This is a genomic window from Pseudomonas sp. FP2294, from assembly GCF_030687625.1.
Lineage (GTDB): Bacteria > Pseudomonadota > Gammaproteobacteria > Pseudomonadales > Pseudomonadaceae > Aquipseudomonas > Aquipseudomonas shahriarae.
In genome coordinates this window covers 1,054,475-1,080,580 of record NZ_CP117441.1, presented here as the reverse complement: position 1 = coordinate 1,080,580, position 26,106 = coordinate 1,054,475, and the positions used below count along the sequence as shown (strand labels likewise).

Annotated in this window: 24 protein-coding genes and 1 pseudogene; 8 read left to right on the top strand and 17 right to left on the bottom strand. The window is 61.0% G+C overall.

Annotated features, from left to right (window positions below):
* Positions 1-8: 8 nt before the first annotated feature.
* The 4 genes from PSH73_RS04710 to PSH73_RS04695 all read left to right on the top strand — a co-directional run bounded on the left by PSH73_RS04710 (position 9) and on the right by PSH73_RS04695 (position 4,786).
* On the top strand, positions 9-1,190 hold the full coding sequence (locus PSH73_RS04710) for a pyridoxal phosphate-dependent aminotransferase (RefSeq protein WP_057960592.1): 1,182 nt from the start codon (positions 9-11) through the stop codon (positions 1,188-1,190).
* Between the two features lie 132 nt (positions 1,191-1,322).
* The gene (locus PSH73_RS04705) at positions 1,323-3,059 is read left to right on the top strand and encodes an amidohydrolase (RefSeq protein WP_120731706.1); all 1,737 of its coding nucleotides are present in this window, start codon (positions 1,323-1,325) and stop codon (positions 3,057-3,059) included.
* On the top strand, positions 3,056-3,973 hold the full coding sequence (locus PSH73_RS04700; RefSeq protein WP_305462029.1) for a GTP-binding protein: 918 nt from the start codon (positions 3,056-3,058) through the stop codon (positions 3,971-3,973). Before PSH73_RS04705 ends, PSH73_RS04700 begins: the two co-directional genes overlap by 4 nt.
* Positions 3,974-4,081: 108 nt before the next feature.
* A complete protein-coding gene (locus tag PSH73_RS04695; protein ID WP_169960557.1) occupies positions 4,082-4,786 on the top strand; it encodes a hypothetical protein in 705 nt (234 codons plus the stop codon).
* Positions 4,787-5,447: 661 nt separating this feature from the next.
* Here the strand turns inward: PSH73_RS04695 and cyoE are convergent.
* The 5 genes from cyoE to cyoA are packed head-to-tail and all read right to left on the bottom strand — an operon-like array spanning position 5,448 to position 10,272.
* Positions 5,448-6,335 carry a heme o synthase gene (gene cyoE / locus PSH73_RS04690; protein WP_029300217.1) on the bottom strand — a complete coding sequence of 296 codons (888 nt, stop codon included), beginning with the start codon at positions 6,333-6,335 and terminating at the stop codon, positions 5,448-5,450.
* Positions 6,336-6,346: 11 nt separating this feature from the next.
* The gene (gene cyoD / locus PSH73_RS04685) at positions 6,347-6,682 is read right to left on the bottom strand and encodes a cytochrome o ubiquinol oxidase subunit IV (RefSeq protein WP_029300215.1); all 336 of its coding nucleotides are present in this window, start codon (positions 6,680-6,682) and stop codon (positions 6,347-6,349) included.
* The gene (gene cyoC, locus PSH73_RS04680) at positions 6,682-7,308 is read right to left on the bottom strand and encodes a cytochrome o ubiquinol oxidase subunit III (protein WP_038446230.1); all 627 of its coding nucleotides are present in this window, start codon (positions 7,306-7,308) and stop codon (positions 6,682-6,684) included. Before cyoC ends, cyoD begins: the two co-directional genes overlap by 1 nt.
* A 3-nt stretch (positions 7,309-7,311) precedes the next feature.
* Positions 7,312-9,330 (bottom strand): cytochrome o ubiquinol oxidase subunit I, encoded by a 2,019-nt coding sequence (gene cyoB / locus PSH73_RS04675; protein WP_057444528.1) that lies wholly within the window; start codon positions 9,328-9,330, stop codon positions 7,312-7,314.
* Positions 9,331-9,333: 3 nt separating this feature from the next.
* Positions 9,334-10,272 (bottom strand): ubiquinol oxidase subunit II, encoded by a 939-nt coding sequence (gene cyoA / locus PSH73_RS04670; protein WP_029300208.1) that lies wholly within the window; start codon positions 10,270-10,272, stop codon positions 9,334-9,336.
* Positions 10,273-10,299: 27 nt separating this feature from the next.
* Here cyoA and PSH73_RS26950 point away from each other — a divergent pair.
* Positions 10,300-10,514: pseudogene (locus PSH73_RS26950) on the top strand (hypothetical protein).
* 77 nt (positions 10,515-10,591) lie between these two features.
* On the opposite strand, the gene PSH73_RS04665 reads toward PSH73_RS26950, so the two are convergent.
* Together PSH73_RS04665 and PSH73_RS04660 are read right to left on the bottom strand one after the other, a co-directional pair.
* The gene (locus PSH73_RS04665) at positions 10,592-10,912 is read right to left on the bottom strand and encodes a hypothetical protein (RefSeq protein ID WP_305462026.1); all 321 of its coding nucleotides are present in this window, start codon (positions 10,910-10,912) and stop codon (positions 10,592-10,594) included.
* Positions 10,913-11,067: 155 nt separating this feature from the next.
* Entirely contained in the window at positions 11,068-11,574 is a 507-nt protein-coding gene (locus tag PSH73_RS04660) for a disulfide bond formation protein B (RefSeq protein WP_057958354.1), read from the bottom strand.
* 355 nt (positions 11,575-11,929) lie between these two features.
* On the opposite strand from PSH73_RS04660, the gene PSH73_RS04655 reads away from it, so the two are divergent.
* A complete protein-coding gene (locus tag PSH73_RS04655; RefSeq protein WP_076965387.1) occupies positions 11,930-12,892 on the top strand; it encodes an IS110 family transposase in 963 nt (320 codons plus the stop codon).
* Positions 12,893-12,980: 88 nt separating this feature from the next.
* On the opposite strand, the gene hmpA is transcribed toward PSH73_RS04655, so the two are convergent.
* The gene (gene hmpA, locus PSH73_RS04650; RefSeq protein WP_057958353.1) at positions 12,981-14,162 is read right to left on the bottom strand and encodes an NO-inducible flavohemoprotein; all 1,182 of its coding nucleotides are present in this window, start codon (positions 14,160-14,162) and stop codon (positions 12,981-12,983) included.
* A gap of 156 nt (positions 14,163-14,318) precedes the next feature.
* Between hmpA and norR the strand changes: the two genes are divergently transcribed.
* Positions 14,319-15,860 (top strand): nitric oxide reductase transcriptional regulator NorR, encoded by a 1,542-nt coding sequence (gene norR / locus PSH73_RS04645; protein ID WP_057958352.1) that lies wholly within the window; start codon positions 14,319-14,321, stop codon positions 15,858-15,860.
* Between the two features lie 57 nt (positions 15,861-15,917).
* On the opposite strand, the gene PSH73_RS04640 is transcribed toward norR, so the two are convergent.
* The gene (locus PSH73_RS04640; RefSeq protein WP_252117581.1) at positions 15,918-16,829 is read right to left on the bottom strand and encodes a DMT family transporter; all 912 of its coding nucleotides are present in this window, start codon (positions 16,827-16,829) and stop codon (positions 15,918-15,920) included.
* 136 nt (positions 16,830-16,965) lie between these two features.
* Here PSH73_RS04640 and PSH73_RS04635 point away from each other — a divergent pair, with 136 nt between their 5' ends.
* Positions 16,966-17,841 carry a helix-turn-helix domain-containing protein gene (locus PSH73_RS04635; RefSeq protein ID WP_128593284.1) on the top strand — a complete coding sequence of 292 codons (876 nt, stop codon included), beginning with the start codon at positions 16,966-16,968 and terminating at the stop codon, positions 17,839-17,841.
* A 31-nt stretch (positions 17,842-17,872) separates the two neighbouring features.
* Here the strand turns inward: PSH73_RS04635 and dacB are convergent, their stop codons facing one another.
* The 8 genes from dacB to PSH73_RS04595 form a co-directional block, all read right to left on the bottom strand.
* Complete coding sequence (gene dacB, locus PSH73_RS04630; protein WP_198792275.1) at positions 17,873-19,327, bottom strand: D-alanyl-D-alanine carboxypeptidase/D-alanyl-D-alanine-endopeptidase; 1,455 nt, start codon at positions 19,325-19,327, stop codon at positions 17,873-17,875.
* A 69-nt stretch (positions 19,328-19,396) separates the two neighbouring features.
* Positions 19,397-21,820: a TonB-dependent receptor gene (locus PSH73_RS04625; protein ID WP_220172710.1), complete on the bottom strand. Its 2,424-nt coding sequence runs from the start codon at positions 21,818-21,820 to the stop codon at positions 19,397-19,399.
* 110 nt (positions 21,821-21,930) lie between these two features.
* Positions 21,931-22,080, bottom strand: a complete 150-nt coding sequence (gene ykgO, locus PSH73_RS04620; protein WP_020297337.1) for a type B 50S ribosomal protein L36 — start codon at positions 22,078-22,080, stop codon at positions 21,931-21,933.
* Between the two features lie 102 nt (positions 22,081-22,182).
* A complete protein-coding gene (locus PSH73_RS04615; RefSeq protein ID WP_057958349.1) occupies positions 22,183-23,160 on the bottom strand; it encodes a FecR family protein in 978 nt (325 codons plus the stop codon).
* Entirely contained in the window at positions 23,157-23,735 is a 579-nt protein-coding gene (locus PSH73_RS04610) for an RNA polymerase sigma factor (protein WP_057958348.1), read from the bottom strand. The genes PSH73_RS04615 and PSH73_RS04610 overlap by 4 nt, the downstream gene beginning before the upstream one ends.
* A 7-nt stretch (positions 23,736-23,742) precedes the next feature.
* Positions 23,743-24,069, bottom strand: coding sequence for a DUF3325 domain-containing protein (locus tag PSH73_RS04605; protein WP_057437857.1), 327 nt, complete (start codon positions 24,067-24,069; stop codon positions 23,743-23,745).
* A complete protein-coding gene (locus PSH73_RS04600; RefSeq protein WP_120731693.1) occupies positions 24,069-25,643 on the bottom strand; it encodes a PepSY domain-containing protein in 1,575 nt (524 codons plus the stop codon). Before PSH73_RS04600 ends, PSH73_RS04605 begins: the two co-directional genes overlap by 1 nt.
* Positions 25,640-25,942, bottom strand: a complete 303-nt coding sequence (locus PSH73_RS04595; RefSeq protein ID WP_057958346.1) for a DUF3649 domain-containing protein — start codon at positions 25,940-25,942, stop codon at positions 25,640-25,642. Before PSH73_RS04595 ends, PSH73_RS04600 begins: the two co-directional genes overlap by 4 nt.
* Positions 25,943-26,106: the final 164 nt, after the last annotated feature.

Sequence of the window (26,106 nt, the reverse complement as noted above, 5' to 3'; positions counted from 1 at the left end):
GAACAAGGATGCGTTATTCACCGTTTGTCGAGCGCATTAGTGGCGAGTCCGTTAGCGCCTGGGATATTCACTACGCGGCCGTCGAAGCCCGTGGCCGTGGCGAAGATGTGATTGTGTTGAGCGTCGGCGATCCCGACTTCGCCACCGCCAGTGCCATTTGCGAAACCGCCGTCGACGCCCTGCGCGCCGGCGACACTCACTACACCCATGTCCTCGGCCGACCGGCCCTGCGCGAGGCGATTGCGGCCAAGCAAAGCCGTCTGCAAGGCATCGCCGTACACGCCGATAACGTGGCCCTGGTGGCCGGTGCGCAAAACGGCCTGTTCGCCACCTCGCTGTGCCTGTTCAGCCATGGCGACGAAGTGCTGGTGCCGGAGCCGATGTACCTGACCTATGAGGCGTGCATCCACGCTTCCGGGGCGCGCATCGCGACCATCGAGCAACCGGCAGCCAACGGCTTTCGCCTGACCCGCGCGGCCCTGGAAAAAGCCATTACCGCCAAGACCCGGGGCATTGCCCTGGCCACGCCGTGCAACCCCACCGGGAACGTCTACAGCCGTGAAGAGCTGGAGTGGGTGGCCGAAGTCGCCCGTGAGCACGACCTGTGGGTAATTTCCGATGAGGTCTACGGCCAGATCACTTACGACCAGCCGCACCTGAGCATTGCCTCGCTGCCAGGCATGGCCGAGCGCACCGTGGTGCTCAACAGCCTGTCGAAAACCCACGCCATGACCGGCTGGCGCGTGGGCTGGGTGGTGGCGCCGACCGCGTTGGTCGGCCACCTGGATAACCTGCTGCTGTGCATGCTCTATGGCTTGCCCGGGTTTATCCAGGAAGCGGCGATCAAGGCCCTGGAGCTGGATGACGAGGTGGTGAGCGACGCGCGCACGGTGTATCGCCGCCGGCGCGACCTGGTGGTGGCCGGCCTGGGTGGCATCGCCGACCTTGATTGCCGGGTGCCACAGGCCGGCATGTTTATGCTGGTGGACGTGCGCCGCACCGGGCTGTCGAGCATGGACTTTGCCTGGCAGCTGTTCCGCGCCACCGGGGTGTCGGTGCTCGATGCCCAGGCGTTTGGCGCCAGTGCCGAAGGCTTTGTGCGCATCTCCTTTACCGTCGCCGACGACACCCTCAAAGACGCTTGCCAGCGGATTGCCGGGTTTGTCGAGGGCCTGCGCGCCAACCGCTGAGCTTTATGTGGGAGCGAGCGTGCTCGCGATGCGGGCAACTCGGTCCCACAGGCACAACGCGGTGATGCCATCGCAGGCAAGCCAGCTCCCACCCTTTGATCGTCGCCGCTTCTGAATATTGAGGTTTCCCCCGTGACCGCTTCCGACCAATTCACTTCCACCCACTCCGTTGTCGGCGAGCACGCTGACCTGGTGCTGCACCACGGCCGCTTCTACACCCTCGACCCGGCCCAGCCGTGGGCCGACGCGGTGGCGATTCGCGGGGGACGTTTTATCGCAGTCGGTACATTCGCCGACCTGCAACACCTGATCGGCCCGCAGACCCGCCAACATGACCTGCTGGGCGCATTCTGCATGCCCGGCCTGCACGATATGCACACCCATCCCGACCTCGCCCTGGCGCCACGCTACAGCGATGACCTGGATGTGGGCATCGAAGATCCCACCCCCGAACAACTGGCGGCGGCGATCCACGCCTACGCCGATGCCCACCCCGGCGATGGCTGGATCTACGGCCAATACTGGGTGCGCTACACCTTCCGCGAAGCCGGGCTGACCCCAGGGCGCGAATGGCTCGACAGCATCATGCCGGACCGCCCGGTGGCGCTGCTGGACCGTATGTGGGGGACCATGATGGTCAACTCCTGCGCCTTGAAACTGGCCGGCATCGACCGCCACACCGCCGACCCGCGCAACGGCTATATGGAGCGCGACGAACTCAGCGGCGAACCCAACGGATTGATGATCGACGGTGCCTACGCGCTGATCCACGCGGCCATGCCGCCGACCCCGGTGGCGGTGCTGCGCCGGGCCTATCGCGACGGCGTGCATTTCCAGAGCTCGCGTGGCGTTACCGCGACCAAGTATGTTCACGTCTGCGAGCGGCGTCTGGACGCCCTCAAGGAGCTGGACGATGCGGGCGAATTGAGCCTGCGCGTGGAAGCCGCGATCAGTTGGCAGGACGATATCTTCCCGGTGCGCCGGCGCTGGGAACTGCTCGGCGGCGAGCGTCACTACTATCGCAGCGCGCGGCTGAACGCCAACGCGGTGAAATTCCACTTCGACGGCACCGTGGAGCCCAAGTCTTCGTACCTGATGACCCCCTGGGCGGCCGACTCCACCTGGCGCGGCAAGCTCAACCTGACCCCGGAACATATCACCGACATGGTGGTGGACATGGACCGCCGTGGCCTGCGGGTGATCGCTCACTGCACCGGCGACGGCGCTTCCGATGTATTCCTTGATGCGGTCGCCGAAGCGCGGCGGGTCAACGGTGACAGCGGCATTCGTCACCAATGCGCCCACAGCACGTTGCTGCATCCGGGCAACCTCAAGCGCTTCAAGGCGCTGAATGTGATCGCCGAATTCTCCCCGGCGGCCTGGTACCCGACGCCGTTTGCCAGCGGCGCCCGCTCCGGTTATGGCGCCGAGCGCCTCAAGCGCATCTACGACTTCAAAGGCGTGCTGGCCGAAGGCGGCCTGGCGGTAATGGGCACCGACTGGCCGGTGGCCTCGATTGACCCGTGGCTGGCCCTGGAAACCATGGTCACCCGGCAGAACCCCTGGAACCAGGAACCGGACTGCTTCGGCGAGCCGATCACCCTGGAACAGGCACTGCAAGTGGCGACCCTCAACGGCGCCCACGCCATGGGCCTGGAGCACTCCACCGGCAGCCTGGAGGTGGGCAAGTGCGCCGACCTGATCGTGATCGACCGTGACCTGTTCGCCCAGCCGGCGCGCAACTACATCCACCAGACCCAGGTGCTGCTGACCCTGGTCGATGGTCGGCCGGTGTACGACCGCCTCAACACCTTTGAAGGCACGGCGCTGCAAGCCGTGTGGCAAGGCCTGCCGCCGGTGATCGAATGAATAGCGAGAGCATTGCAGTCACGGTAGTTTCGGGCTTTCTCGGCGCAGGCAAGACCACCCTGCTCAACCGCATCGCCCAGCAGCCGCAACATGGGCGCATGGCGGTGATCGTCAATGACTTCGGCGAGCTGAACATCGATGCGGCGATCATCGCCGAAGTCACCGACGCCGTGTTCAGCCTGCAGAACGGCTGCATCTGCTGCACCGTGCAAGAGGACCTGCTGGCGCAGCTGGTGAGCCTGAGCCAACTGCGCCCCCGCCTGGACCGTATCGTCATCGAGTGCAGCGGTGTGTCCGACCCGCAACGCATTGTGCAAACCCTGGGTTATCCACAGCTCAAGGCGCACCTGCATCTGGATACGGTGATCACCCTGGTGGACGCCAGCAGCTATGGCGCCCTGGAAGGTGAGTTCGCACGCTTGTCCCGGGCTCAGGTGGCCTGTGCCGACCTGGTGCTGCTGAACAAAGCCGACCTGGTCAGCGCCGCCGAACTGCAAAGCCTGCGCGCAACTATCGGTGCCCGCACACGCGTGATCAGCACCGTTCAGGCGCAGATCCCCGATGCCCTGCTGCTGGGCGAGCGCACCCCGCGCAACGGCTTCACTCCCGTGCCGACGCCGCACCACGAACTGTTCGAAAGCTGGACCTGGCAAGCCACCCAGGCCCTGCCGGCCAAAGCCCTGCGCGATTGGCTGGGGCAACTGCCCAAGGACTTGTTCCGCCTTAAAGGCCTGGTGCATTTACAGGGCAATGAGCAACCCTTCTGGTTGCAACATGTGGGCAACCGCAGCCAGTTCAGCCTGGCCAGCGGCGAGCACGCGCAGGACTCGGCGCAACTGGTGTTTATCGCCCGACGGGATAGCGGGCTGCGGGAAACGCTGGAGGCGCAATTGCAGGAGATGCAGGAACTGTAAGCGCGGATGACGATGAAGGCAGAGTGCCGCCTTGACCTTGCTACCCCGGCCCTTGAAAATGCCCGACGTTTTTCCCGTCTCCCCGCTTACAGAAGTAGTGAAATTTCAATGTCAGATTCCCGTACTGAAGAATCCGTAGTCACTTTGCAGTCCAAAGCTGAATACGAAAACGCCATCAATCTTTCACAGCATGTGCCAGCGGCCAAGAACATCAGTGAAATGGTGCTGGACGCGTTCCACACCTCCAAGGAAAGCGACCAGATCCGCGAATTGCGCGTCGCCATCCGCCAGGCCCACGATGCCTTTGACGATGACCAGGCCTATGACTTGATGGGCCAGCTCAAGCAGCTCAAAGACGCCGAAGCCGCCGACAACGCAGCCCTGGAAGACCTGAGCAGCAAGTTTTCGATCAGCCGAATCCTTTCCAGCTTCAAGGACGACCCCGAGTTCCAGGAACTGGTGTATGGCCTGGCGCTCAAGGTGTTGAACCAGACCCACCAGGCCATCAGCAACCCGAGCGCCGGCAAGGGCAAGGCTGCGCGGGCGAAGAAGGAAGTTGAGGTATTTGTGATCAGCAAGGACGGGATCAGCGTGACCCTGCCGATGCGCACGCCGCGTTCCAAGCTCAATGTTGACCGCGAGGCGCTGGAGTTTTTGGGCTTTAGTTTTGTGGGTGAAGGGGATGAGGCAGAGCTTGAGAGTGAAAGCTTTGTGGATAACTCCGGTGCCGAGCAGCCTTTGACGCGCAAGAGTATTGTGACGGCGCTGCAACAGCAGACGGCGTTTGCTGGGTACAGCATTGCTCAGCAATAGGTCTTGATTGAGTACATATCCGCTTTTTGTAATGGCGGCTATTGGTTCCGCTCTTACAGCGGCTCACTTTTGTAGAGCGCGAAAGTAAGCAAAACACTCTTGCCCCACCACTCGGTGCCTCGCCTAGACTCGGCATGCCCCTCATCCGACATTGATTTGGGGGGCCGCCGCATCGCTGTGATGACGGTGTATCAGTCGATAAATCTATTGACTGACCTGCCGCCATCGCAGGCAAGCCAGCTCCCACAGGGGAAGGCAGCTTCGCACCCCGGCTTTGCTGTTGCTGTTGCTGTTGCTCTGCTTTTGCATCTGGCTTTTGATCTTGATCCTAGGCGCCCCGTTAAACCACGATGGCCGCAGGCAGGTATTGCGCAGTGGGCACCCCGGCATGGATGCCGGGGTAGCCGCGACACGGCCAGGGATGGCCGATCGCGGCGGGCCCACGGAGCAATGCCTGACTGCGGGCATGCCGAGCCTAGGCGAGGCACCGAGTGGTGGGGCATGAGCGCTTTGCTTACTTTGGCGCTCTTCCAAAGTGAGCCGCCGTAAGGGCGGAACCAATAGCCGCCGTTACCGCAGAAATGGATATGTACCCATACCCCCCCCCCACAAAAAAGCCCCGCTCTTCTCTCAAAGGCGGGGCTTTTCATGACATCCCAACTCAGTGGGCGTAAGTCAGCAACAACTCTTTCGGCACCTGGAAATCCAGGGACATCATCACGCTCAAAGCCGTAATGGTGAAGATCGAGAAGACAAACAACTTACGCGCCCAGACAGTGTCATCCACCGCCTTGTAGCCGGTCCAGGCCATGTACAACCAGTACATGCCCATGGCCGCGGCGACGGCGAGGTAGCTCATGCCGGCATACCCACTGAAGGTCAACATCAAGGTCGCCACAAGGAAGGCCAGGATGTACAGCAGGATGTGTTTCTTCGCCACCTGGATGCCACGCTTGACCGGCAATACCGGAATCGAAGCCGCCAGGTAGTCGTTGAAACGGAAGATCGCAATGGCGTAGGAGTGCGGCATCTGCCACAGGCTGAACATCACCAGCAGCACCAGCGCAGCCATGTCGAAGCTATTGGTCACAGCCACATAACCAATCACCGGCGGCATCGCCCCCGACAGGCTGCCCACCAGCGTGCCGTGAACCGACTTGCGCTTGAGGTACAGGCTGTAGAGGCCGACGTAGATGACAAAACCGATCACGGCAAACAACGCCGCCAGCGGATTGGCCACCGTGTACAGCAATGCCACGCCGGCAACACCGAGGACGGTCGCGAAGATCAGTGCCAGTTTCAGGGAGATAAGGCCCTGGACCAGCACGCGATTCTTGGTGCGCTCCATCTTGATATCGATGTCACGGTCGATGCAGTTGTTGAACACGCAACCGGACGCCACAACAAGGGAAGTGCCGATCATTGCCGCCAGGAAGATGGCCAGATCGACATGCCCCTTGGAGGCCAGGAAGAAACCGCCTGCCACAGAAAGCACGTTACCGAAAATGATCCCCGGTTTGGTGATTTGGATAAAGTGCTTAAGCGACATCGGGTCTTACCTCACTTCGCCATCATGTAGGTGTGGATGCTGAACATGATCCACAACGACAGGCCAACCAGCAGCAGGATCACAATGGCCGTGAACACAAACGCAATCACGTTGTTGCGCTGGGCCTGGGAGCGATCCAGGTGCAGGAAGTAATACAGGTGGACAACCACCTGGATCACCGCGAACAACAGCACGATGGCCAGTGTCGTGGCCTTCGGCAAGGTTGGGTACATCACCAGGCCGAATGGGATGATCGTCAGGATCACCGACAGGATGAAGCCGATAGCGTAAGACTTTACGCTGCCGTGGCTCGCATCATGGCTGTCATGGGAGTGTGCATTAGCCATTACAGAGTCCCCATCAAGTAGACAACGGTGAAGACGCAGATCCAGACCACGTCCAGGAAGTGCCAGAACAGGCTCAGGCAGCTCAGGCGGGTCTTGTTGGTCGACGTCAGGCCATGCTTGTTGACCTGGTACATCATGATCGCCATCCAGATCAGACCGGCGGTTACGTGCAGACCGTGGGTACCGACCAGGGTGAAGAACGCCGACAGGAAGCCGGAACGGCTAGGGCCGTAGCCTTCGGAGATCAGCAGGTGGAACTCGTTGATCTCCATGGCGATAAAGCCAAGGCCGAGCAGGAAGGTCAGGCCCAGCCACTTGAGCACGCCTGCCTTGTTGCCACGGAAGAACGCCAGCATGGCGAAGCCGTAGGTGATCGAACTGAACAGCAGCAAGGCGGTTTCGCCCAGCACGTAATTCAGTTCGAAGATGTCGTGGCCCGACGGGCCACCCGCTACGTTGTTTACCAGTACCGCGTACACCGCGAAGATCGACGCAAACAGGATGCAGTCGGTCATCAGGTAGAGCCAGAAACCGTATACGGTCATCTCGCCCGAGTCGTGGTGATGGTCATCGTGCCCATGGTCATCGACATGGGCGTGTCCAGCATTGGTCACTAAGTTCGACATGGTTTAAGCCTGTTCCAACGAGGTTTCAACACGGTTGGCCGGAATCTTCTTCTCGGCTACCAGGCGAGCGTGCTGCTCGGCTTCGATGCGCTCGATCACGTCGACCGGCACCATGTAGCCTTGATCATCACGCGCCGCGTGGATCACGAAGTAGATCACGGTGCCAGCCAGGCTAGCGATGGCCAGCCACCAGATGTGCCAGATCATCGCGAAACCGAAGACCGTCAACAGCGCGCCCATCACCACGCCAGTGGCGGTGTTGTTCGGCATGTGGATCGGTTCGTAGCGCACAGGTCGCTGGTACGCAGTACCGTTTTCCTTGGCTTCGGTGAACGGGTCGATGGTCTCGGCCTTCGGCAGTACAGCGAAGTTGTAGAACGGCGGTGGCGACGAGGTCGACCATTCCAGGGTGTGTGCATTCCATGGGTCGCCGGAGTCGCAGGCGTTTTGCTTGCGGTCACGGATACTCACGTACAGCTGGATCAGCTGGCAGGCGATGCCGACAGCGATCATCACCGCACCGAACATGGCGACGTACAGGTACGGCACCCACTCAGGGTTGGTAGTGGCGTTCAGACGACGGGTCATGCCCATGAAGCCCAGTGCATAGAGCGGCATGAACGCGACGAAGAAGCCGGTGATCCAGAACCAGAACGCAGCCTTGCCCCAGCCTTCGTGCAGCTTGAAGCCGAACGCTTTCGGGAAGTAGAAGCTGAAACCAGCGATGTAGCCGAATACCGCACCACCGATGATCACGTTGTGGAAGTGCGCGATCACGAACAGGCTGTTGTGCAGCACGAAGTCAGCACCCGGGATGGCCAGCAGTACGCCGGTCATGCCGCCGATGGCGAACGTCACCATGAAGCCCAGGGTCCACAGAACCTGGCTGGTGAAGCGCAGGCGGCCGTGGTAGATGGTGAACAGCCAGTTGAATAGCTTCACCCCCGTAGGGATCGAAATCAGCATCGTCGCCAGGCCGAAGAAGGCGTTGACGCTGGCCCCCGAACCCATGGTGAAAAAGTGGTGCAGCCAGACCATGAAGCCCAGTACGGAGATCGCGCCCGAGGCGTAGACCATCGAGTGGTGACCGAACAGGCGCTTGCCGGTAAAGGTCGAGATCACTTCGGAGAAGATACCGAACGCTGGCAGGATCAGGATGTACACCTCAGGGTGACCCCATGCCCAGAACAGGTTCACGTACATCATTGGATTGCCACCAAGTTCATTGGTGAAAATGTGGAAATCCATGTAACGGTCAAGCGTCAACAGTGCCAGGGTAGCGGTCAGGATCGGGAACGAAGCCACGATCAGAACGTTGGCCCAGGTGCAGGTCCAGGTGAAGATCGGCATGTCCATCAGTTTCATGCCTGGGGTACGCATTTTCAGCACGGTGGCCAGGAAGTTGACCCCCGTCAGCGTCGTACCTAACCCGGATAGCTGTAGCGCCCAGATGTAGTAATCCATCCCCACGCCCGGACTGTATTGCAGCCCCGACAACGGCGGATAGGCAACCCAACCGGTCTTGGCGAATTCGCCGACGCCCAGGGACAGGTTGATCAGCACCACGCCGGAAACCAGCAGCCAGAAGCTCAGGGAGTTGAGGAACGGGAACGCAACGTCACGCGCACCGATCTGCAGCGGCACTGCCAGGTTCATCAGGCCGGTGAAGAAAGGCATCGCCATGAAGATGATCATGATCACACCGTGGGCGGTGAAGATCTGGTCATAGTGTTCAGGCGGCAGGTAGCCAGGCGAACCCTCGGTGGCCATGGCCAACTGGGTACGCATCATGATGGCGTCGGCAAAACCACGCAGCAGCATGACCATGGCGACGATGATGTACATCACGCCGATTTTCTTGTGGTCGACCGACGTCAGCCACTCGGTCCACAGGTAGGTCCACTTCTTGAAGTAGGTGATTGCCGCAAACAGTGCCAGACCACCCAGCGCGATCATGGCGATGGTCACCATCACGATCGGCTCGTGGAATGGGACCGCTTCCCAACTTAATTTACCAAACATCGTTTACTCCTCTGCCCCGGCAGCTGAATGCGAATTTGCGTCCGTCCCTTCCACAGCAGCCACTTCTTTCTTCTCGTGCTTGACCGGCTTGCCTGGTTTCATCCCTTCATACTTGTCGATGATTTTCTGAAACAGGTCCGGCGTGTACGAGGAGTACAGCTCTACAGGGTTGTTCTGGCTTGGCTTGGCAAGGGCTTCGTATTCAGCTTTTTCAAGCTGTTTTGGTGAGCTCTTGGCTTCTTGTACCCAGGCGTTGAAGTCTTCCTGGGTGGTGGCGATTGCTTTGAATTTCATGCCGGTAAAGCCCGCGCCACTGTAGTTGGCGGAGATACCGTCGAGCTCGGCGTTCTGGTTGGCAATCAGGTGCAGCTTGGTCTGCATGCCCGCCATCGCGTAGATCTGACCACCCAGGCCCGGGATGAAGAACGAGTTCATCACCGCATCCGAGGTCACTTTGAAGTTGATCGGGGTGTTGGCCGGGAACACGATCTTGTTGACGGTGGCGATCCCTTGCTCGGGATAGATGAACAGCCACTTCCAGTCCAGCGCGACCACTTCGATAGTGATTGGCGGCACGTCGGATTCCAGCGGACGGTAAGGGTCCAGCTCGTGGGTCGACTTATAGGTGATGTAACCCAGGGCGATAATGATCAGTACAGGTACCAGCCACACCGCGATTTCAATCTTGGTGGAGTGCGACCACTTCGGCGCGTAGGTCGCCTTGGTGTTGGACGCGCGGTATTTCCAGGCGAACGCGAAGGTCATCACGATCACCGGCACCACGACCAACAGCATCAGCAAGGTGGCCGTGATGATCAGGTTACGTTGCTCTACGCCGACCTGACCCACAGGGTCGAGCAGCGTCCAGTTGCAGCCTCCCAGCAATAACATGCCGAAAAGCGGCACTATGCCTAGTAATCGGGTGTACCTGTTTTTACTCATCTCACGACCTCTAAAGCAGCTTGCGCAATGCAGTTGGGTTTTGATCGCCAACACTTCACCCTGCCAAGGGTTGGCATTTCTCTTCGATTGAATAAGGGCCTGCCCGGCGCTTCATGCGCTGATCGACACGTCCAGGTCTGGCGGTGAATTCTTATTCGATTTCGTTGGTCAAAGGCCTTGTTACAGACCAATTCCATTTGGTGCGGATAGTTGAAAGGCTGCCGGCACCTGGGGTCGCATGAAGCATTGTTTCCGCCTCTCGACCGCCCTATTTGCTCAGGGTTGAGCAGCACCGGACACTCAGTGCGGGCGATTGTAGTTAGCTGGCGATGTATAAACCATGACCTATAAAGAAATAATTTTTATCGTTTCCAGCAATAATCCTGCGCCATTGTTGCAAAGGTTCGGGATCGTATCGCGTTTGATTCTCAACAAAAACCCCAAAAAAAGCCGTGTTATTGCCCATTCTGTCGCACCCAGAGACCTCTTCCAGGGTCGCCAAACCCCAGGCAAGCCCTCTAAAAACAAGGCATTCGCCCATCATCGGATGTTCTGTAGAGCACGCCGCGCGCGGGGTCGGCCAGGGTGGAAAGTGACAGGCAAAAGCGCCCAACCCATGGTCGATTAAGCGCTGTGCCATGGGGTATGAAATGTCCTGCGGCGCCCTCAGTGTGACAACGTGTCGCACGTTGCGCGCAGCCAATCTTGTCCAGCGTCATGACCCCTTCACAAAATGCCCACACACAAAAACGCCCCTGCCTGCATCAGCAGGACAGGGGCGCTTTGTAGGACGATTTAAGCGTTGTGCTTGCGATTACGGTAAATGCCCAGGGGCACCAGGATCACCGTCAACACAAACGCCACCAGCGCCCACTGGGCCAGGGACAAGCCCAGGACCGGCGGGTACGGGGTACTGCAGAAACCATCGACCTGGAAGCCCAGGGGGAAGATCTTCGCCAGGGGCAGGTCATCGACAATCGGCTGCAGCACATCGACGCCACAACTGATGGTCGGATAGAACTGGGTATACACATGGTGCCCGGCGGCAGCGACACCACCGAGGGCGCTGAGCACGACCAGCACTTCAAAGACCGTGACACTGCGCTGGGTGCGCATGGCCGCGCCAATAAAGGCAAAGAGCGCAATCAGCAACAAGGCATAGCGTTGCAAGATGCACAAAGGGCATGGCGCTTCGCCCAGCACTATCTGCATATAAAGCGCGCCACCGATCAGCGCCAGGCAGATGATGCCCAGCAACACCAGGAAGCGCCGCTCACGGCCCAACCGCATTTCGTCAATCATCCCCGTTTCCCTTTGCCTAATGATGGGTGTGCCAATGGCCGCAAGTTTACACACAGGTGGTGAAAATTTAGCAGTAGGCGTCGCAATCTTAGGCGCAGGCGGGTTAACGACACATTAATGTGGTGGTCTTTCGGGCCTCTTCGCGAGCAAGCCCGCTTGTATGGTTAGACTTGTAGGGGTGGTGGGACTAAAAGCCAGCATCTGACTCTAGCCAGTACAGACCGTGGGAGACTTCGTCCCACCCCTTCACCAAAGCGCCGATAAGGAATGCATCGGCCATGACCGACGATAGAAGCAAGCCAGCGCAACGGTGAAGCCCCGACAAGCCCGTAAACCCTAACCCGGAGCTTTTCTCATGGCAATGACTGTCTCGCAATCAATCATTGGAGTGGATGTCGCTAAAGCCGAAGTAGTTGTTTATCAAAGTGAAACTGCTGAAACAAAGATCGTATCGAACAAGAAAAGCGAGCTGAAGGCATGGCTGAAGTCTTTGCCTGCGGGCAGCGCCATCGCAATTGAAGCCACCAATATCTATCACGTGGATACCGTCAACTTGGCTCATTCGATGGGCCATATCGTTTACGTGATTGATGGATATCGCCTTAGCCATTACCGCAAAGGCACAGGTGGTCGCGCTAAAACAGACTTCAGTGATGCGCAGTTGCTGGCTCGCTACTTGAAGAATGAACAGGCTGATTTACGCGCCTGGAATCCGCCGCCGAAGATTTATACCAAGCTTCAAAGCTTGCTGCGTCGACGCGCAGCGCTGGTGAAAATGCGTGTTGCGCTGAATCAGAGCTGGGCGGGCGAGCCATCACTCAAGGCCTCGTCCAAGAGCATTTCAGCGTGTCTTGATAGGCATGAGGGGCTCATTGAGAAAAGGATATTAGATGCTGTTACTGAGGCGGGGCTTTTGCATCAGGTCAAGCGCTGCCAAGCCGTCGAGGGCATTGGTTTTCTGACAGCGGTTGCCCTGGTAATGGCGTTTCAGCGAGGAGAATTTGAAAGTGCTGACGCTTACATCGCGTTCTTGGGAATGGACTTGAGAGTATCCGATTCTGGGCAAATGAGCGGACGCCGCTCATTGAGCAAGAAGGGAGATTCAGAGATACGCAGATTGCTGCATAACGCGGCGTCAGCAGGTATCAGGTCAGAAGCCTGGAAACCTTTATACGAGGGTTATCTGGCCAGGGGCCTGAAAACGACTCAAGCCCTGGTCATCATTGGCCGCAAGCTGGCGCGCATCGCCTTTTCGCTCATGAAAAACCTGAGCGAATACCAGTCAAAAGCGGTTTTGGGGGCTTCCCCAAAACCATAGAATCTCCCACATTTGAATGTATTCACAGATCAAATGTGGGAGCGGGCTTGCTCGCGAAGAGGCCAATACGGTGTTGAAGAGCGGCCGCTTATTCCAGCGCCGCCGCCGGCCCGAAGAACTCATACCGGCTCTGCTTCTCAGGTACACCGAGCGCCTTGAGGTGACGCTTGATCGCGCTCATAAAACCCTTCGGCCCCAGGAAGTAGGCATCCACATCACGCTCTTCGGGCAACCACGCCGCCAGTTGCTCCTGGGTCAGCAAACCGAGCTTGTCCGCCGCCGGGCTGATGCCGTCGTCTTCGGCATAGCAGTAAAAGCGCTGCAGTTGCGGATGGCGCGCAGCCAGGGCATCGACCCAATCGCGGAACGCATGCACGCCGCCATTGCGTGCGCAGTGGATAAAATGCACCGGGCGCTCGGTGGCCAGGGCCGCTTCCAGCATCGGCAAGGTCGGGGTGATGCCCACCCCGCCGCTGATCAGCACCAGGGGTTTGTCGCTGGGCACCAGGGTGAACTCCCCCGATGGCGGGAACAGGTCGATGGTCGCGCCCACGTGCATCTGGTCATGCAGGTAATTGGACACGCGCCCGCCCGCTTCACGCTTGACGCTGATGCGGTACAGGCCCGCATCGGTGCGCGCCGACAATGAATAGTTGCGGCGCACTTCTTCGCCATCGAGGATCAGCTTCAGGCCGATGTATTGGCCGGGCTCGGCGGCGAGGATCGGGCCATTGTCCACCGGGGCAAAGTACAGGGAGACGATTTCACTGCTCTCCTCCACACGCTTGACCAGCAGAAACGCACGCGCCCCGCGCCAGCCGCCAACGGCCTGGGCTTTTTCGTCGTAGATGGCGCTTTCTGCGCCGATCAGAATGTCGGCCAACTGACCATAAGCCGCGCCCCACGCGCTCATCACTTCTAGGGTGGCGATTTCGTCACCCAGCACCTCGGAAATCGCCCGCAGCAGGCAGTTGCCGACAATCGGGTAGTGCTCCGGGAGGATTTGCAGGGCCACGTGCTTGTTGATGATCTTGGCCACCAGGTCGCCCAACTGATCCAGTTGGTCGATATGCCGGGCGTACATCAGCACGCCATTGGCCAGGGCGCGGGGCTGGTCGCCGCTGGCCTGGTGGGCCTGATTGAACAGCGGGCGCACTTCGGGGTACTCGGAGAGCATCATGCGGTAGAAGTGGGTGATCAGGGCTTCGCCACCGCTTTCGAGCAGCGGCACAGTGGACTTGATGATGGCACGGTCTTGAACGCTAAGCATGGGGAGACTCCTGAGCCTTTAAGGCTTCTGAATGATTACCCTGTAGCAATCAGTATTCATGCCAACTAACAAACCCTTATTTATCAACAATTTAAATTAAGCATAGTCAATATGACTTCCTACACCTTATAGTCATTAGGACTACAAGGAGTCATTATGACTGCACACTCCCTGCTCACCACCCTGCTGCCACTGGTGGCTGACCTGTCCCGTGAACTGCCGGAAGGCGAGCGTTACCGACGCCTGCTGCAAGCCATGCGCACCCTGCTGCCCTGCGATGCCGCCGCGCTGTTGCGCCTGGACGGCGAATGGCTGGTACCCCTGGCCGTGGACGGCCTGAGCCCGGATACCCTGGGCCGGCGCTTCAAGATCAGCGAACACCCGCGCTTTGCCGTGCTGCTGAGCAGCCCCGGCCCGACCCGCTTTGACAGTGACAGCGAACTGCCCGACCCCTACGACGGCCTGGTCGATGGCCTGCACGGGCATCTGGAGGTCCACGACTGCATGGGCTGCCCGCTGTTTGTCGACGACCATCCCTGGGGCCTGCTGACCCTGGATGCCCTGGACACCGAGCGGTTTGACCGGGTCGAACTGGACGCCTTGCAGGCCTTCGCCAGCCTCGCCGCCGCTACGGTCAATGTGGCCGAACGCATGGAGCACCTGGCCCTGCGCGCCGAAGACGAACACCAGCGTGCGGAAATCTATCGCCAGGCCAGCGGCCAGCAGCACAAGGAAATGATCGGCCAGAGCAAGACCCACAAGCGCCTGGTGGAAGAAATCAAACTGGTGGGCGGCAGCGACCTGACCGTGTTAATCACCGGTGAAACCGGGGTCGGCAAGGAGCTGGTGGCCCAGGCCATCCACGCTGCCTCGCCCCGCGCGGAGAAGCCGCTGATCAGCCTCAACTGCGCCGCCCTCCCGGAAACCCTGGTGGAAAGCGAGCTGTTCGGCCACGTGCGCGGCGCGTTTACCGGCGCGCTGAACGAGCGTCGGGGCAAGTTTGAATTGGCCAACGGTGGCACCCTGTTCCTCGACGAAGTGGGAGAGTTGTCACTGACGGTCCAGGCCAAGCTGTTACGCGTCCTGCAAAGCGGGCAGTTGCAGCGGCTGGGTTCGGATAAGGAGCATCAAGTGGACGTGCGCCTGATCGCCGCCACTAACCGCGACCTGGCCGCCGAGGTGCGCAACGGCCGCTACCGCGCCGACTTCTATCACCGCTTGAGCGTGTACCCCCTGCAAGTGCCGGCCCTGCGTGAACGCGGGCGCGACGTGTTGTTGCTGGCCGGATTTTTCCTTGAACAGAACCGTTCACGCATGGGCCTGGGCAGCCTGCGCCTGACCAGCGATGCCCAGGCGGCATTATTGGCTTATGGGTGGCCCGGGAATGTGCGCGAGCTGGAACACCTGATCGGCCGCAGCGCATTGAAGGCCCTGGGCAATTGTCGCGAGCGACCGAAGATCCTCAGCCTCAGTGCCAAGGACCTGGACTTGCCCAATGACTCTGCGCCCTTGATAGAGGAGCCTGGCGAAATCCCCGTGGTGACTGGCGATCTGCGCCAGGCCACCGAGCACTACCAAAGGCAAGTGATCAGCGCCTGCCTGGAGCGCCACCAGCACAACTGGGCCAGCGCCGCCCGCGAACTGGGCCTGGACCGCGCCAACCTGGGGCGCATGGCCAAGCGCCTGGGCCTGAAGTAACGCGGATCACACTGTGGGAGCTGGCCTGCCAGCTCCCACATTAGATCTTCTTGCACATTAGGTTTGCTTCGGTTGCAAAAGCGGGCTCACAGGCGCGACCGCCCTGGGCTTACGAAACACCAGCACATTCCCCAGCATCACCAATACCAACCCGGCCAGCGCCGGGGCGCTCCATTGGTAGCCCTCGAACAGCGCCGAGACGTTCAATGCCACCACCGGGAACAGCACCGTGCAATACGCCGCCCGCTCCGGGCCCATGCGGCCGACCAGGGTCAGGTACGCGGTAAAGCCAATCACCGAACCGGGGATCACCAGGTACAGCAGCGAGCCGATATAGCGGGTGTTCCACTCCATCTCAAACGGAATGCCCTGGACCACGCAGTACAGCGCCAGCATCGACGCGCCATAGGCCATGCCCCAGGCGTTGGTGGTCAACGGCCTGAGCCCGGCTTTCTGTTGCAGGCTCGACAACATATTGCCTGCCGAGAAACACAGGGTGCCCAGCAGCGCCAGGCCCAGGCCCAACAGTGTTTCGGGGCTAGCGGTATGCCCGACCAGTTCCGGCCAGAACAGCAGCCCCAGCCCAAGCAACCCAAGGCCGCCGCCCAGCAGTACATTGCGCGCAACTTTCTGGCCAAAGAACAACCGCGCATTCAACGCATTCCACAGTGTCGCGGTGGAGAACACCACGGCCACCAGGCCACTGGGGATCCACTGGCTGGCCGTGAGGAAGCACATGAAGTTCACACAAAACAGGCACAAGCCCTGGGCCAGGCAGATCAGGTGACCCCGACGGTTCATCACCTGCAATTTGCGGCTGAGCAACAGCAGCCCAAACAGCACCAGTGCCGCCAGGCCGAAGCGATAGACGATCGAGACCGGAATTTCCACCACGCCCAATTGCCACTTGAGGGCAATCCAGGTGGTGCCCCAGATCAGAACGGTCAGTAAATACAGGGATAGGTTCATGGCGCACTCCGGTGGTTGAGCCACAGTTTCACCCCGCCTTGCTGCTGGGCACTTGCAGATTCTTGCGCTTTTGTCGGGCCGAGGGATCACAGCGCCAGCCGCCGGGAGTAGGATGCAAGGCGTCGGAGAGAGCCCCATGTCTGCACTGGAAAACCTGCAAGTCTTCAAAGCCCTGAACAGCTCGCCCAACGCTCGCCTGGAGCTGTCTGCCGAGCTTGGGGACGGCTTGTCTGCAGCTTTGTGGAGCAACCACCACGACGCCCAGGATTACCAGGCGCCCAGCCATCACACCTTGTCTTGCTATGTGGCCGGCGGCACCGGCACTTTCCGGCGCAACCAGCCCGGCACCAAGGGCGGCCCCGACAAGCTGTGCATCCTGCCCGCCGAGCATCAGTCGGCCTGGGTGATCAATGGTGAAATCCGCCTGGCCCATGTGTACTTCAGCCCCGAGCAATTTGCCCTGGGTTGCGTCACCTTGCTGGACCGTGAACCCCGCGCCTTGCAACTGCGCGAAAGCACCTTTCTGGAAGACGAACAGCAAGCGCGGCGTTTTCATCAACTGATCCGCCTCAATTGGCAGGAACCGGCAGAACGCTTGCTGACCAGCAGCCTGGCCTTTGAAATGCTCAACCATACCCTGCTCAGCCAGGTCGGCCTGCGTGAAGGATTGCGGCTCAAGGGCGGCCTGGCGGCGCACCAGCGCCGGCAGTTGGTGGAGTACATCGACCAGCAACTGGCCGAACCGATCAGCCTGGGGCAACTGGCGGGGCTGTGCGCCTTGTCGGAATACCACTTCGCACGGATGTTTCGCGCAAGCTTTGGCCTGCCGCCCCATCAATATGTACTGGCCCGCCGCCTGTCGCGGGCCCAGGCCCTGTTGCGCAGCGGCTCACTGCCGCTGGGGGAGATTGCCCTGGCGTGTGGGTTTTCCAGCGCCAGCCACTTTACCAACCGGTTTCGCCAGGCAATGGGAGCGACACCGGGGGAATACCGGCAGGCGTTCCAGCCCTAGAGGCCTTACACAAAACCAATGTGTGTGGGTTTCAATCGAGGCTTTGTGCCAGGACCACGGCCAGTCGATCTTCCAGCGCCTTGATCCGGCTCCCCTGGACCACATAGTTGTTGGTCAGCATCGAAAACACCAACCGCCGCCCACCCGCATCGGTGATGTAGCCCGTCAACGAAGACACCCCACCCATCGACCCCGTCTTGGCCTGCAGGTTGTTTTGCGCCGCTGTCCCGCGCAGGCGGTAACGCAGGCTGCCGCCGTCCAGCCGGTCCGGGTTGCCGGCGATGGGCAGTGCGTCGTACCAGGCGTTGAACCACGGCTGCTTGTTAATGGCCAGCAACAGGTCGGTGAAGTTCTGCGCCGACACCAGATTACGTCGCGACAAACCCGAGCCATCCACCTGGCTTAATGTTGCCGGGTCCAGGCCCTGGCGCTTGATAAAGTCGGCCACCGCCGCAACCCCGGCCGCCGCCGTGCCGGCACTCGCCTGCTGGCGCCCCATGGCCTTGAGCAGCGCTTCGGCCATGCTGTTATTGGACAGTTTGAGCAAGGGCCTGATCAGCTCCTGCAACGGTGCCGACTGGTGTGTTGCCAGGACAGTGGCGGTCGCCGGACTCACACCACCGATCACCCGCCGCCCCTGCACGCTGATCCCCTGCTCCGCCAAGGCCTGGGCAAACAGATTGGCCACCAGTTGCGTCGGCTCCCACACGCTGACCCATTGGCGGCTTTGCTTGCCCGGCGGTAACGCGCCGCTCAGGCGCAGCAGGTTGCTGCCATGCTGGCGATTGAGCCCATAGCTATTGCCTGGGCCGCTGACGGCCAGGTTGCTGAGCTGTACATAGTCGGTGGGCGGACTCAGGGTGACACTCACCAACTGGCCGACCGTTGTGGGCGCCTTGGCCGTGACGATCAAGGTGCCCGCATCAAAATCAGCATTGGGTGACACGGTCAGCGCGGAAATCTGCGCGCCGTAATACTTGTCTTCGTCGTCATGGGCCCAATCCACACCCAAGCGCTCGGCGTCGAACCAGCTGTCATCGAACACCATATCGCCCTGGACCTGCCGGATGCCCTGGGCGGCGAGGCTCGCCGCCAGCGCCTGGTAATCCGCCCACTGGATCGTCGGGTCACCCAGCCCCCGCAGGTACAGGTTGCCCAGCAGGCGCGTGCCCTGTTGGCTGCCATTGCTCAGCAACTGCGTAGAAAACCGATACTGCGGGCCCAGTACATCCATGGCCGCCGCAGTGGTCAGCAGTTTCAGGCTGGAGGCCGGCACCAGCCGCGTGCGTGGGTTGTGCTGGTACAGCGTGTTGCCGCTGCGAGCATCACGCACCATCAGCGAAACACTGGCACCCGCCAAGGCAGGATCAGCCAGCAATTGGTCCAGCGCCTGTTCGCCGGTTTTCGAAGGCGTGGCACAGCCACCCAATAACAGGCTCACGCCCACCAGCATGGCGCTGGTGTGTATCCATCGTCCCAACTGCATCAAACCGTCCCGGCAATCATCAAAGAGCGCAACGCTAGCAGCTCAGGCCGCCAGCGTCATCGCCGACGGTCAGAACTCCAGGGTGCTGGACAACGACACCTGGCGCGCATCGCCCATGGACACAAACAAGCGGCTGACGGCCGAGGTGTAGTAGGTACGGTCAAACAGGTTCTTCACATTGAGCTGGAACTTGACCTTCTGCCCGTCAACCTTGGTGTCATAGGTGGCAAACGCATCGGCCACGGTGTAGCCCGGCAGGTCGAAGCTGTTGAGGGCATCGCCAGCCCGCTCGCCCACGTAACGCGCACCGGCACCGACACGCAGTTGATCGCCGCCGACGATGGTGCCGAAGTCATATACGGCTGAAACAGAGCCGGAATTTTTCGCCACGTTCTGCAGGCCCTTGCCTTTGAAGGTCGGGTGTTCGGTGACCTCGGCATCGGTGTAGGCATAGCTGCCGATCAGGCTCCACTGGTCGGTCAACTGCCCACTCAGGTCCATTTCCAGGCCACGGGAGCGCACCTTGCCGGCGACGCTGTAGATCGAGGTCGCGCCCTCGGTGATCGACACCAGCACGTTGCGTTTTTGGATATCAAACAAGGCCACGTTAGCGGTAATACGCCCCGGCATATCGAGCTTGGCCCCCAGCTCCCAGGATTTGGACTGTTCCGGGGCGATGCTGCCGTCGATCACCATTTTGTTGTCCAGCGGCGCAATGGTGGAGTTGGGTTTGAACGATTCGGTGTAGCTGCCATAGAACGACAGCTCATCGGTGTAGCGATACACCAGGCCGGCACGAGGTACCCACTTCTGGCCGTTGCTGTTGGTGTTGGCCGTGAACGGGCGGCCCTTGCCGGCGTATTGGTCGTATGCTTGGAAGCGCGCACCGCCGACCAGGATCCACTGGTCGGTGAGGTGAATGGCGTCCTGGAAAAACACCGAATCGCTGCGCAGCAGGTCGGTCTGGTTGCTGTCCGGCGCGCTGACGTTGGTGCCCGCCACTTCGCGGCCGTACACCGGGTCGTTGTAGTTGAACACGCTGCGGCTGGCCTGGCGGATCAGGTCGGCGCGGTAGATTTTGCGGTACTCGTCATCCAGGCCGAATACCAGGTCATGGCGCATGCCGGCCACGTCCACCTTGCCTTCAAGGCTCACAGTGGTGAAGCGGTCGGTGGTCAGCGCGCCTTGGGTGCCGTCCATGTTGCGCGTCAAGGTGCCATTGGCATTGACCTTAGTCACGCGCACCTGGCTGGCGTCGTAGGTTTCGCGGTTCCAGCTGTAGCCGAAGTGGGCCGTCCAGTCGTCGTTCAGGTCGTGGTCGACTTGGACGCGATACAGGTCCGAGCGGCCTTCCATATTGTTGAAGGGCTCATCCAGGCGGCGCGTGGCAGGGATGTTAAGCGGGTGATTGGTCTTGGGGTCGATGGCCGTGCCACGGTCGAACGGCGAGAGAAATTCGCGGTGCTCGTAGGCCAGCAGCACCTGGGTGGTGTCGCCGTACCAGGCTAGGGACGGCGCGATCAGGCTTTCGCGATAGGTGCCGAAGTTGCGCCAGTAGTCCTCATCCTGATGGTCGACGATCAAGCGGTAAGCCAGGCCGCTGTCGCCCAACGGGCCGGTGGTGTCGAGGTTGCCGCCGCTGCCGTTCTTGCCGCTGCCATAGGTCGAGCCACGCACGGTCAAGGCGGTGGATTGGGTCAGTTCGGGTTTCTTGCTGACAATGTTGATCACCCCGCCCGGGTCCTGAATGCCATACAGCAACGACGCCGGGCCCTTGAGCACTTCGACGCGCTCGGCGGTTTCGTTCAGCGCCCGGCCTTGCACCACCGGCATGCCATCGCGCATCACCGAGCCATTGCGGTTGTCGCCAAAGCCACGCAGCATCACCGCATCCTGGGTGCTGCCCAAGGTGTTGGTCTGGGTGATGCCGCTGATGTTGGCCAAGGCATCGTCGAGGTTGCGCGGCACCTGGTCGCGCATCACCTGGGCCGGCACCATGTTCACGGTTTGCGGGGTTTCCAGCAGCAAGCCCTGGGAGCGCATGACCGAGCTGGTGGGCGGTGGCTGGTAGCTGGTGGTTTGCTGCTGGTTGACACCGCTGATGGTGGTGGCGCCGAGGTTGACCGCGCCTTCGCTAGGCAGCGGTTCCAGGGCCAGGGTGCGGGCGTCGATCTGGCGGAAGGTCAAGCCGGAGTTGCCCAGCAGGCGCTGCAGAGCCTGGGCGGCACTCATCTGCCCACTGACGGCCGGGGCGTTGAGGGTGTAGGGGGCTTCGTCGGTGTAGACCACGCTGATGCCGGTCACCCGGCTGAAATCGCTCAGGGCCTGGGGCAACGGCTTGGCCGGCAGCGCAAAGCTGAAGACTGCGCTCTGCTCCTGCGCCGCTTGCGCCAGGCTCAGGGGTTGTAATGCCAGGCCTGAAGCGGCCAGAAGGGAGGCTCCCAGCCACTGTTTAACCGAACCGCCTACCGCCGCTTTTGCCCTGGACTTCATGCTTGAGAACCCGTGTAGAAAACGCTGTTAATGCGAATTGATCGCAGTTTCAAGCACTACACGGATGGCGTGGGGTTTTACCTCAGGTGAAATTGAAAATAATTTCAACATCAGCCTTTATTCTTGTTTTTCGCCCCGCCCTGCCGGGCCTTGAAGCGGGGGTTGGATTTGCAGATCACATAGATCCGCCCCCGGCGCTTGACGATCTGGCAGTCGCGATGACGGTTCTTGGCTTCTTTGAGGGAGGACAGGACTTTCATAGGGTGGCTCCTTTGCATGAATGTAATAACATATCATAAATGCAAATAAGAATAATTATCAACTTTCTCTTCAGGCGTTCACGATTCCTGTGGGGCTGGTTTTTAGCGGACCACGATCAACCGCCCCAACACACTGTGCTGCTCAAAGCCCAGCACCGCTTGCAATGCCTTGAGCACCGCCTCGGGGTCTTTGCTCGGAAAGCTGCCGCTGACCCGGCGGGCGCCGAGTTCGTCATTGAACAGCAGGATGCGGCCGGGGTAGTAACGGCCCAGGTCCTTGACCACATCGGCCAGCGGGGTCTTGTAGTAGTTGAGCCAGCCATCGCGCCAGCCCAGGCGCGATTCACTGTCCACCGCATGCCGCTCATCAGCCACACCCTCGGCGTAGGCCACTTGCTGGCCGGCCGTCAGTATTTGCTGAGGACCCTGGGCCGACGGCGTAACCCCTACCCGCCCCGACAGCACCGTCACCTGGGCGCCCGCCGGTTGCAGGCGCACTTCAAATTGGGTGCCCAGCACCCGCACTTCGCCGCTGTCGGCGTGCACCACAAAGGCTTGCCCGGTGTGGGCCACGCTGAAGAAACCGGCACCGCGACGCAATTGGATATGCCGCTCACCGTGACTGAAATCCACGGCAATCGCGCTGTCGGCATCCAGGGTGACTTGGCTTTGATCAGCCAGGGTCACGGTTTTGACTTCACCCGGCGCACTGACGTAATCGGCGCCCAGGTCATCGACCCAGCGCTGCGGCTGCCACCCCGCGCCCAGCGACACCATCAGCACCAGGCACGCCGCCACTGCCAGCGCTGCAGACCAGCGGCGCATGCGCGAGCCTTTCGCACCGTCCATGGCCTTGAGGTAACGCTGCAAGGCCAACGCGTCTTCGTCAGCCAGAGTGCTCGCCGGGACTTCGCTCAGTTCCCACAGCACCTGGGCCTGGGCATACGCTTCGACATGGGCCGGGTCGGCACGCAACCAGTGGCTGAAGGTAGCCTGGTCGCCACTGCTCGGCGCATCGTGCAGCAGGCTGAGCCAGGCCAGGGCGGCCTGTTCCTGGGCGGGTGTCGGGGTGACGTTCACGGTGCTTTCCCTGGCGAGCGTGGCGGATGGGCTTGCCGAAGGCTGGCTTTGCAGGCCTCGAGGGCGCGCATCATATGTTTTTCCACGGCACTTTGGGACAGGCCCATGGCCTTGGCGATTTCTGCGTATTTGCGCCCGTGGATGCGGTTGAGCAAAAAGATCTGCCGCGTACGCTCCGGCAAGCTGCGCAGCGCCGCTTCGACATGGCGCAGATCGTTGCCCGCTTCCAGCGCGGCCTGGGGCTCGGAACTGTGATGGTCGTGCTGCTCCGGCATCCAGCCTTCAGTGCCGCGCACCCGCGCGTTTTCGCTGCGCAGGTGGTCGATGGCGATATTGCCGGCGCAGCGCAGCAGGTAGGTGCTGAGTTCTTCGACCTGCACCAGGGGCCGGCGCCAGAAACGCAGAAACAGATCCTGTACCAGGTCCGCTGCCGTCGCCCGGCAGCCTACGCGGCGGCTGACCAACGCCTCCATCTGTGAACGCTGGGACAAAAATACCTGCAGGAAATGTGCGCGCCCGCCCGACGCTTCTGCGTGGGGCTGATCCTGGGACTCGGGCGGCGTGGTGATCATCAAAAGGGGCTCAGAGGGTCGCGAAAGCCGCAACGGGGCTGACCAGCAGGCCGACGCCTGCGAGAACCAGGGCCAGCCTTGGCCGATACGGCAACAGCAGCACCAGCAACAGCCCACTGAGCATCAGCACCGCGCACCAGTCCACCAGGCCCCGGCTCCAGCCGGCCATGTGTACCGCCGGCCAGATCGACAGCCCCAGCAACAACCAACCGCCCACGCGCAACCCCAGGCGCCGTCGTGGCGAAGGTTTGCTGTGCAGCAACTCGCCATGGTGACGGTCCAGGGACAGGCACAGTGCAACAAAGCCCGCATAGCACAGCAACAAGGCCAGCAACATCAGTGCACCTCGCTTTTGAGGGTCAGTGGGCGGGCGCGCTCGGCCCGGGGCTGGGCGGCGCTGCGGTGCTGCATTTTCCAGGCAGCCCAGGCCAGGAACAGGCCGCTGCCCAGGCAGGTCAGGTCAAAGCCGGCCATGGCCCAATCACCCTTGGCCACTGACACGCCCAGGTGCTCGGAGGTGGTCAGCACATTGAGCAGCGGCACCGCCATAAACAGTACGGCGCCCAGGCCCAGTTGCTCGATCCAGGCACGGCGGCCACGGCGCAACATGGCATGGAGCAGGGTCAGGCCCCAAGCGATAAAGAAACTTTGCACTTCCCAGTCCGAGCGTTCGGCGAAGCTCACAGGCAGCAGGCGATTGGCCCAGAAAAACGCGGCAATGGCGATGACCAGCCCGGACATGCTGGCAATATTCAGCACTTCCACCAGGCGCAATTCAAACGGCATCACCCCGGTCTTTACATGCTTGAGCTGACGCTTGCCCAGCCAGATCACCAGGCCGGTGCCAATCATCGCCGTGCCCGCCAGGCCGCAGATAAAGTACAACCAGCGCAGCAGCGGGCCGGCGAAGTGCCCCATGTGCAGGCCGTAGAAACTGCCACCGATTGCCATCGGCAGCGACTGCTCGGCACTGACCCGCAGCAGTTCGCCGGTGGAGCCATTAAAGGACACGGTGCTGCCGAAATCATGCACCACCCGGTCAGAACCGGCGCGGGAGACATTGACTGCGGCATTCACATCGCCGGGGTTGTTCACCGCCAGCCGCCCCACGTGCCCACCGTCCCACTGCGCCCGTGCCTGTTCTACCAGCGGCGCCAAGGGCAGCAGCTTGCCCGGCTGGCCGAGGGCCGGTGCGTTGTTGGTGGCCGGGAACAGTTCATTGAAGAAGGCGCGGGTATCGCCGTCATAGGACGCAAGGATGCTGGCGGGCATGACCATGGTCATGAAGATCACCAGGCTGCTGTAGGTGATCATCAGGTGGAACGGCAGCACCAGCACGCCCACCGCGTTGTGCCCATCGAGCCAGGAGCGCTGGCCCTTGCGCGGGCGGAAGGTGAAGAAGTCCTTGAAGATTTTCTTGTGGGTGATGATCCCGGTGATCAGCGCGACGAACATCACCATCGCCGCAATGGTCGACAACCAGCGACCCCACGGGTGAGGCATCTGCAACTGGAAGTGGAACCGGTAGAAGAACTCGCCGCCCATGGTTTCCCGGGCCTGGAGTTGCTCGCCGGAGACCGGGTCGAGCATTTTCTCAATGAAATTGCCGCGCCGGCCAGGGTCGACCTTGTCTTGCCACATCACCGACAAACCGGGGTCGCGGCTGTTGGGCAGGCCGATAAACCAACGCGCCGCCGTGGGGGCGTGCTGTTCCAGATAGCTTTGCGCCACGGCCACACTGCGCGCATCGTCCACCGCATGGGCGGGCACTTCCGGCTGCATCCAATGGGTGATTTCGCCCTTGAAGTAAGCCAGGGTGCCGGTGAGGAAAATCGCGAACAGCAACCAGCCGAAAATCAACCCGGCCCAGGTGTGCAACCAGGCCATGGCCTGACGGAAACCCTCTTTCATGGGCGCGCCATCCAATAGGCCAGGCCTGCCAGGGTGGCCAGTATCGCGCAGGGCACCAGCACGCCAAACCAGGCGCGGGCGGCACTGCGGCAGGCAAAACACCAGATCACTGCCAGCAGGTAGAACACAAAGGAACTGAGCATGCCGCTGACCACCGCATCGGCGCGGGAGATTGGCAGCCACAAGGTCAGGCACACGCTGGCCAGGGACGCCAGCACATAGCCACCGACCACAGCCGCCAGCAGCCGCGACGTCACGCCGAGACGATAGGAAACAGGAAGTGATGCTTTGCTTTTCATGCCAGTGGCACCTGGTTTATCAGGGGCGGGAGTTTAATGATAATTATTCTTATAAGCAAAAGAGAACGGATGAAGCCAACACCCACAGGGTCTTGTGGCGACTTTAAAACGGCTATCGGTCCTGTGCTGATTGCCGAATGCCACCTGGCCACTCTACAATGCGA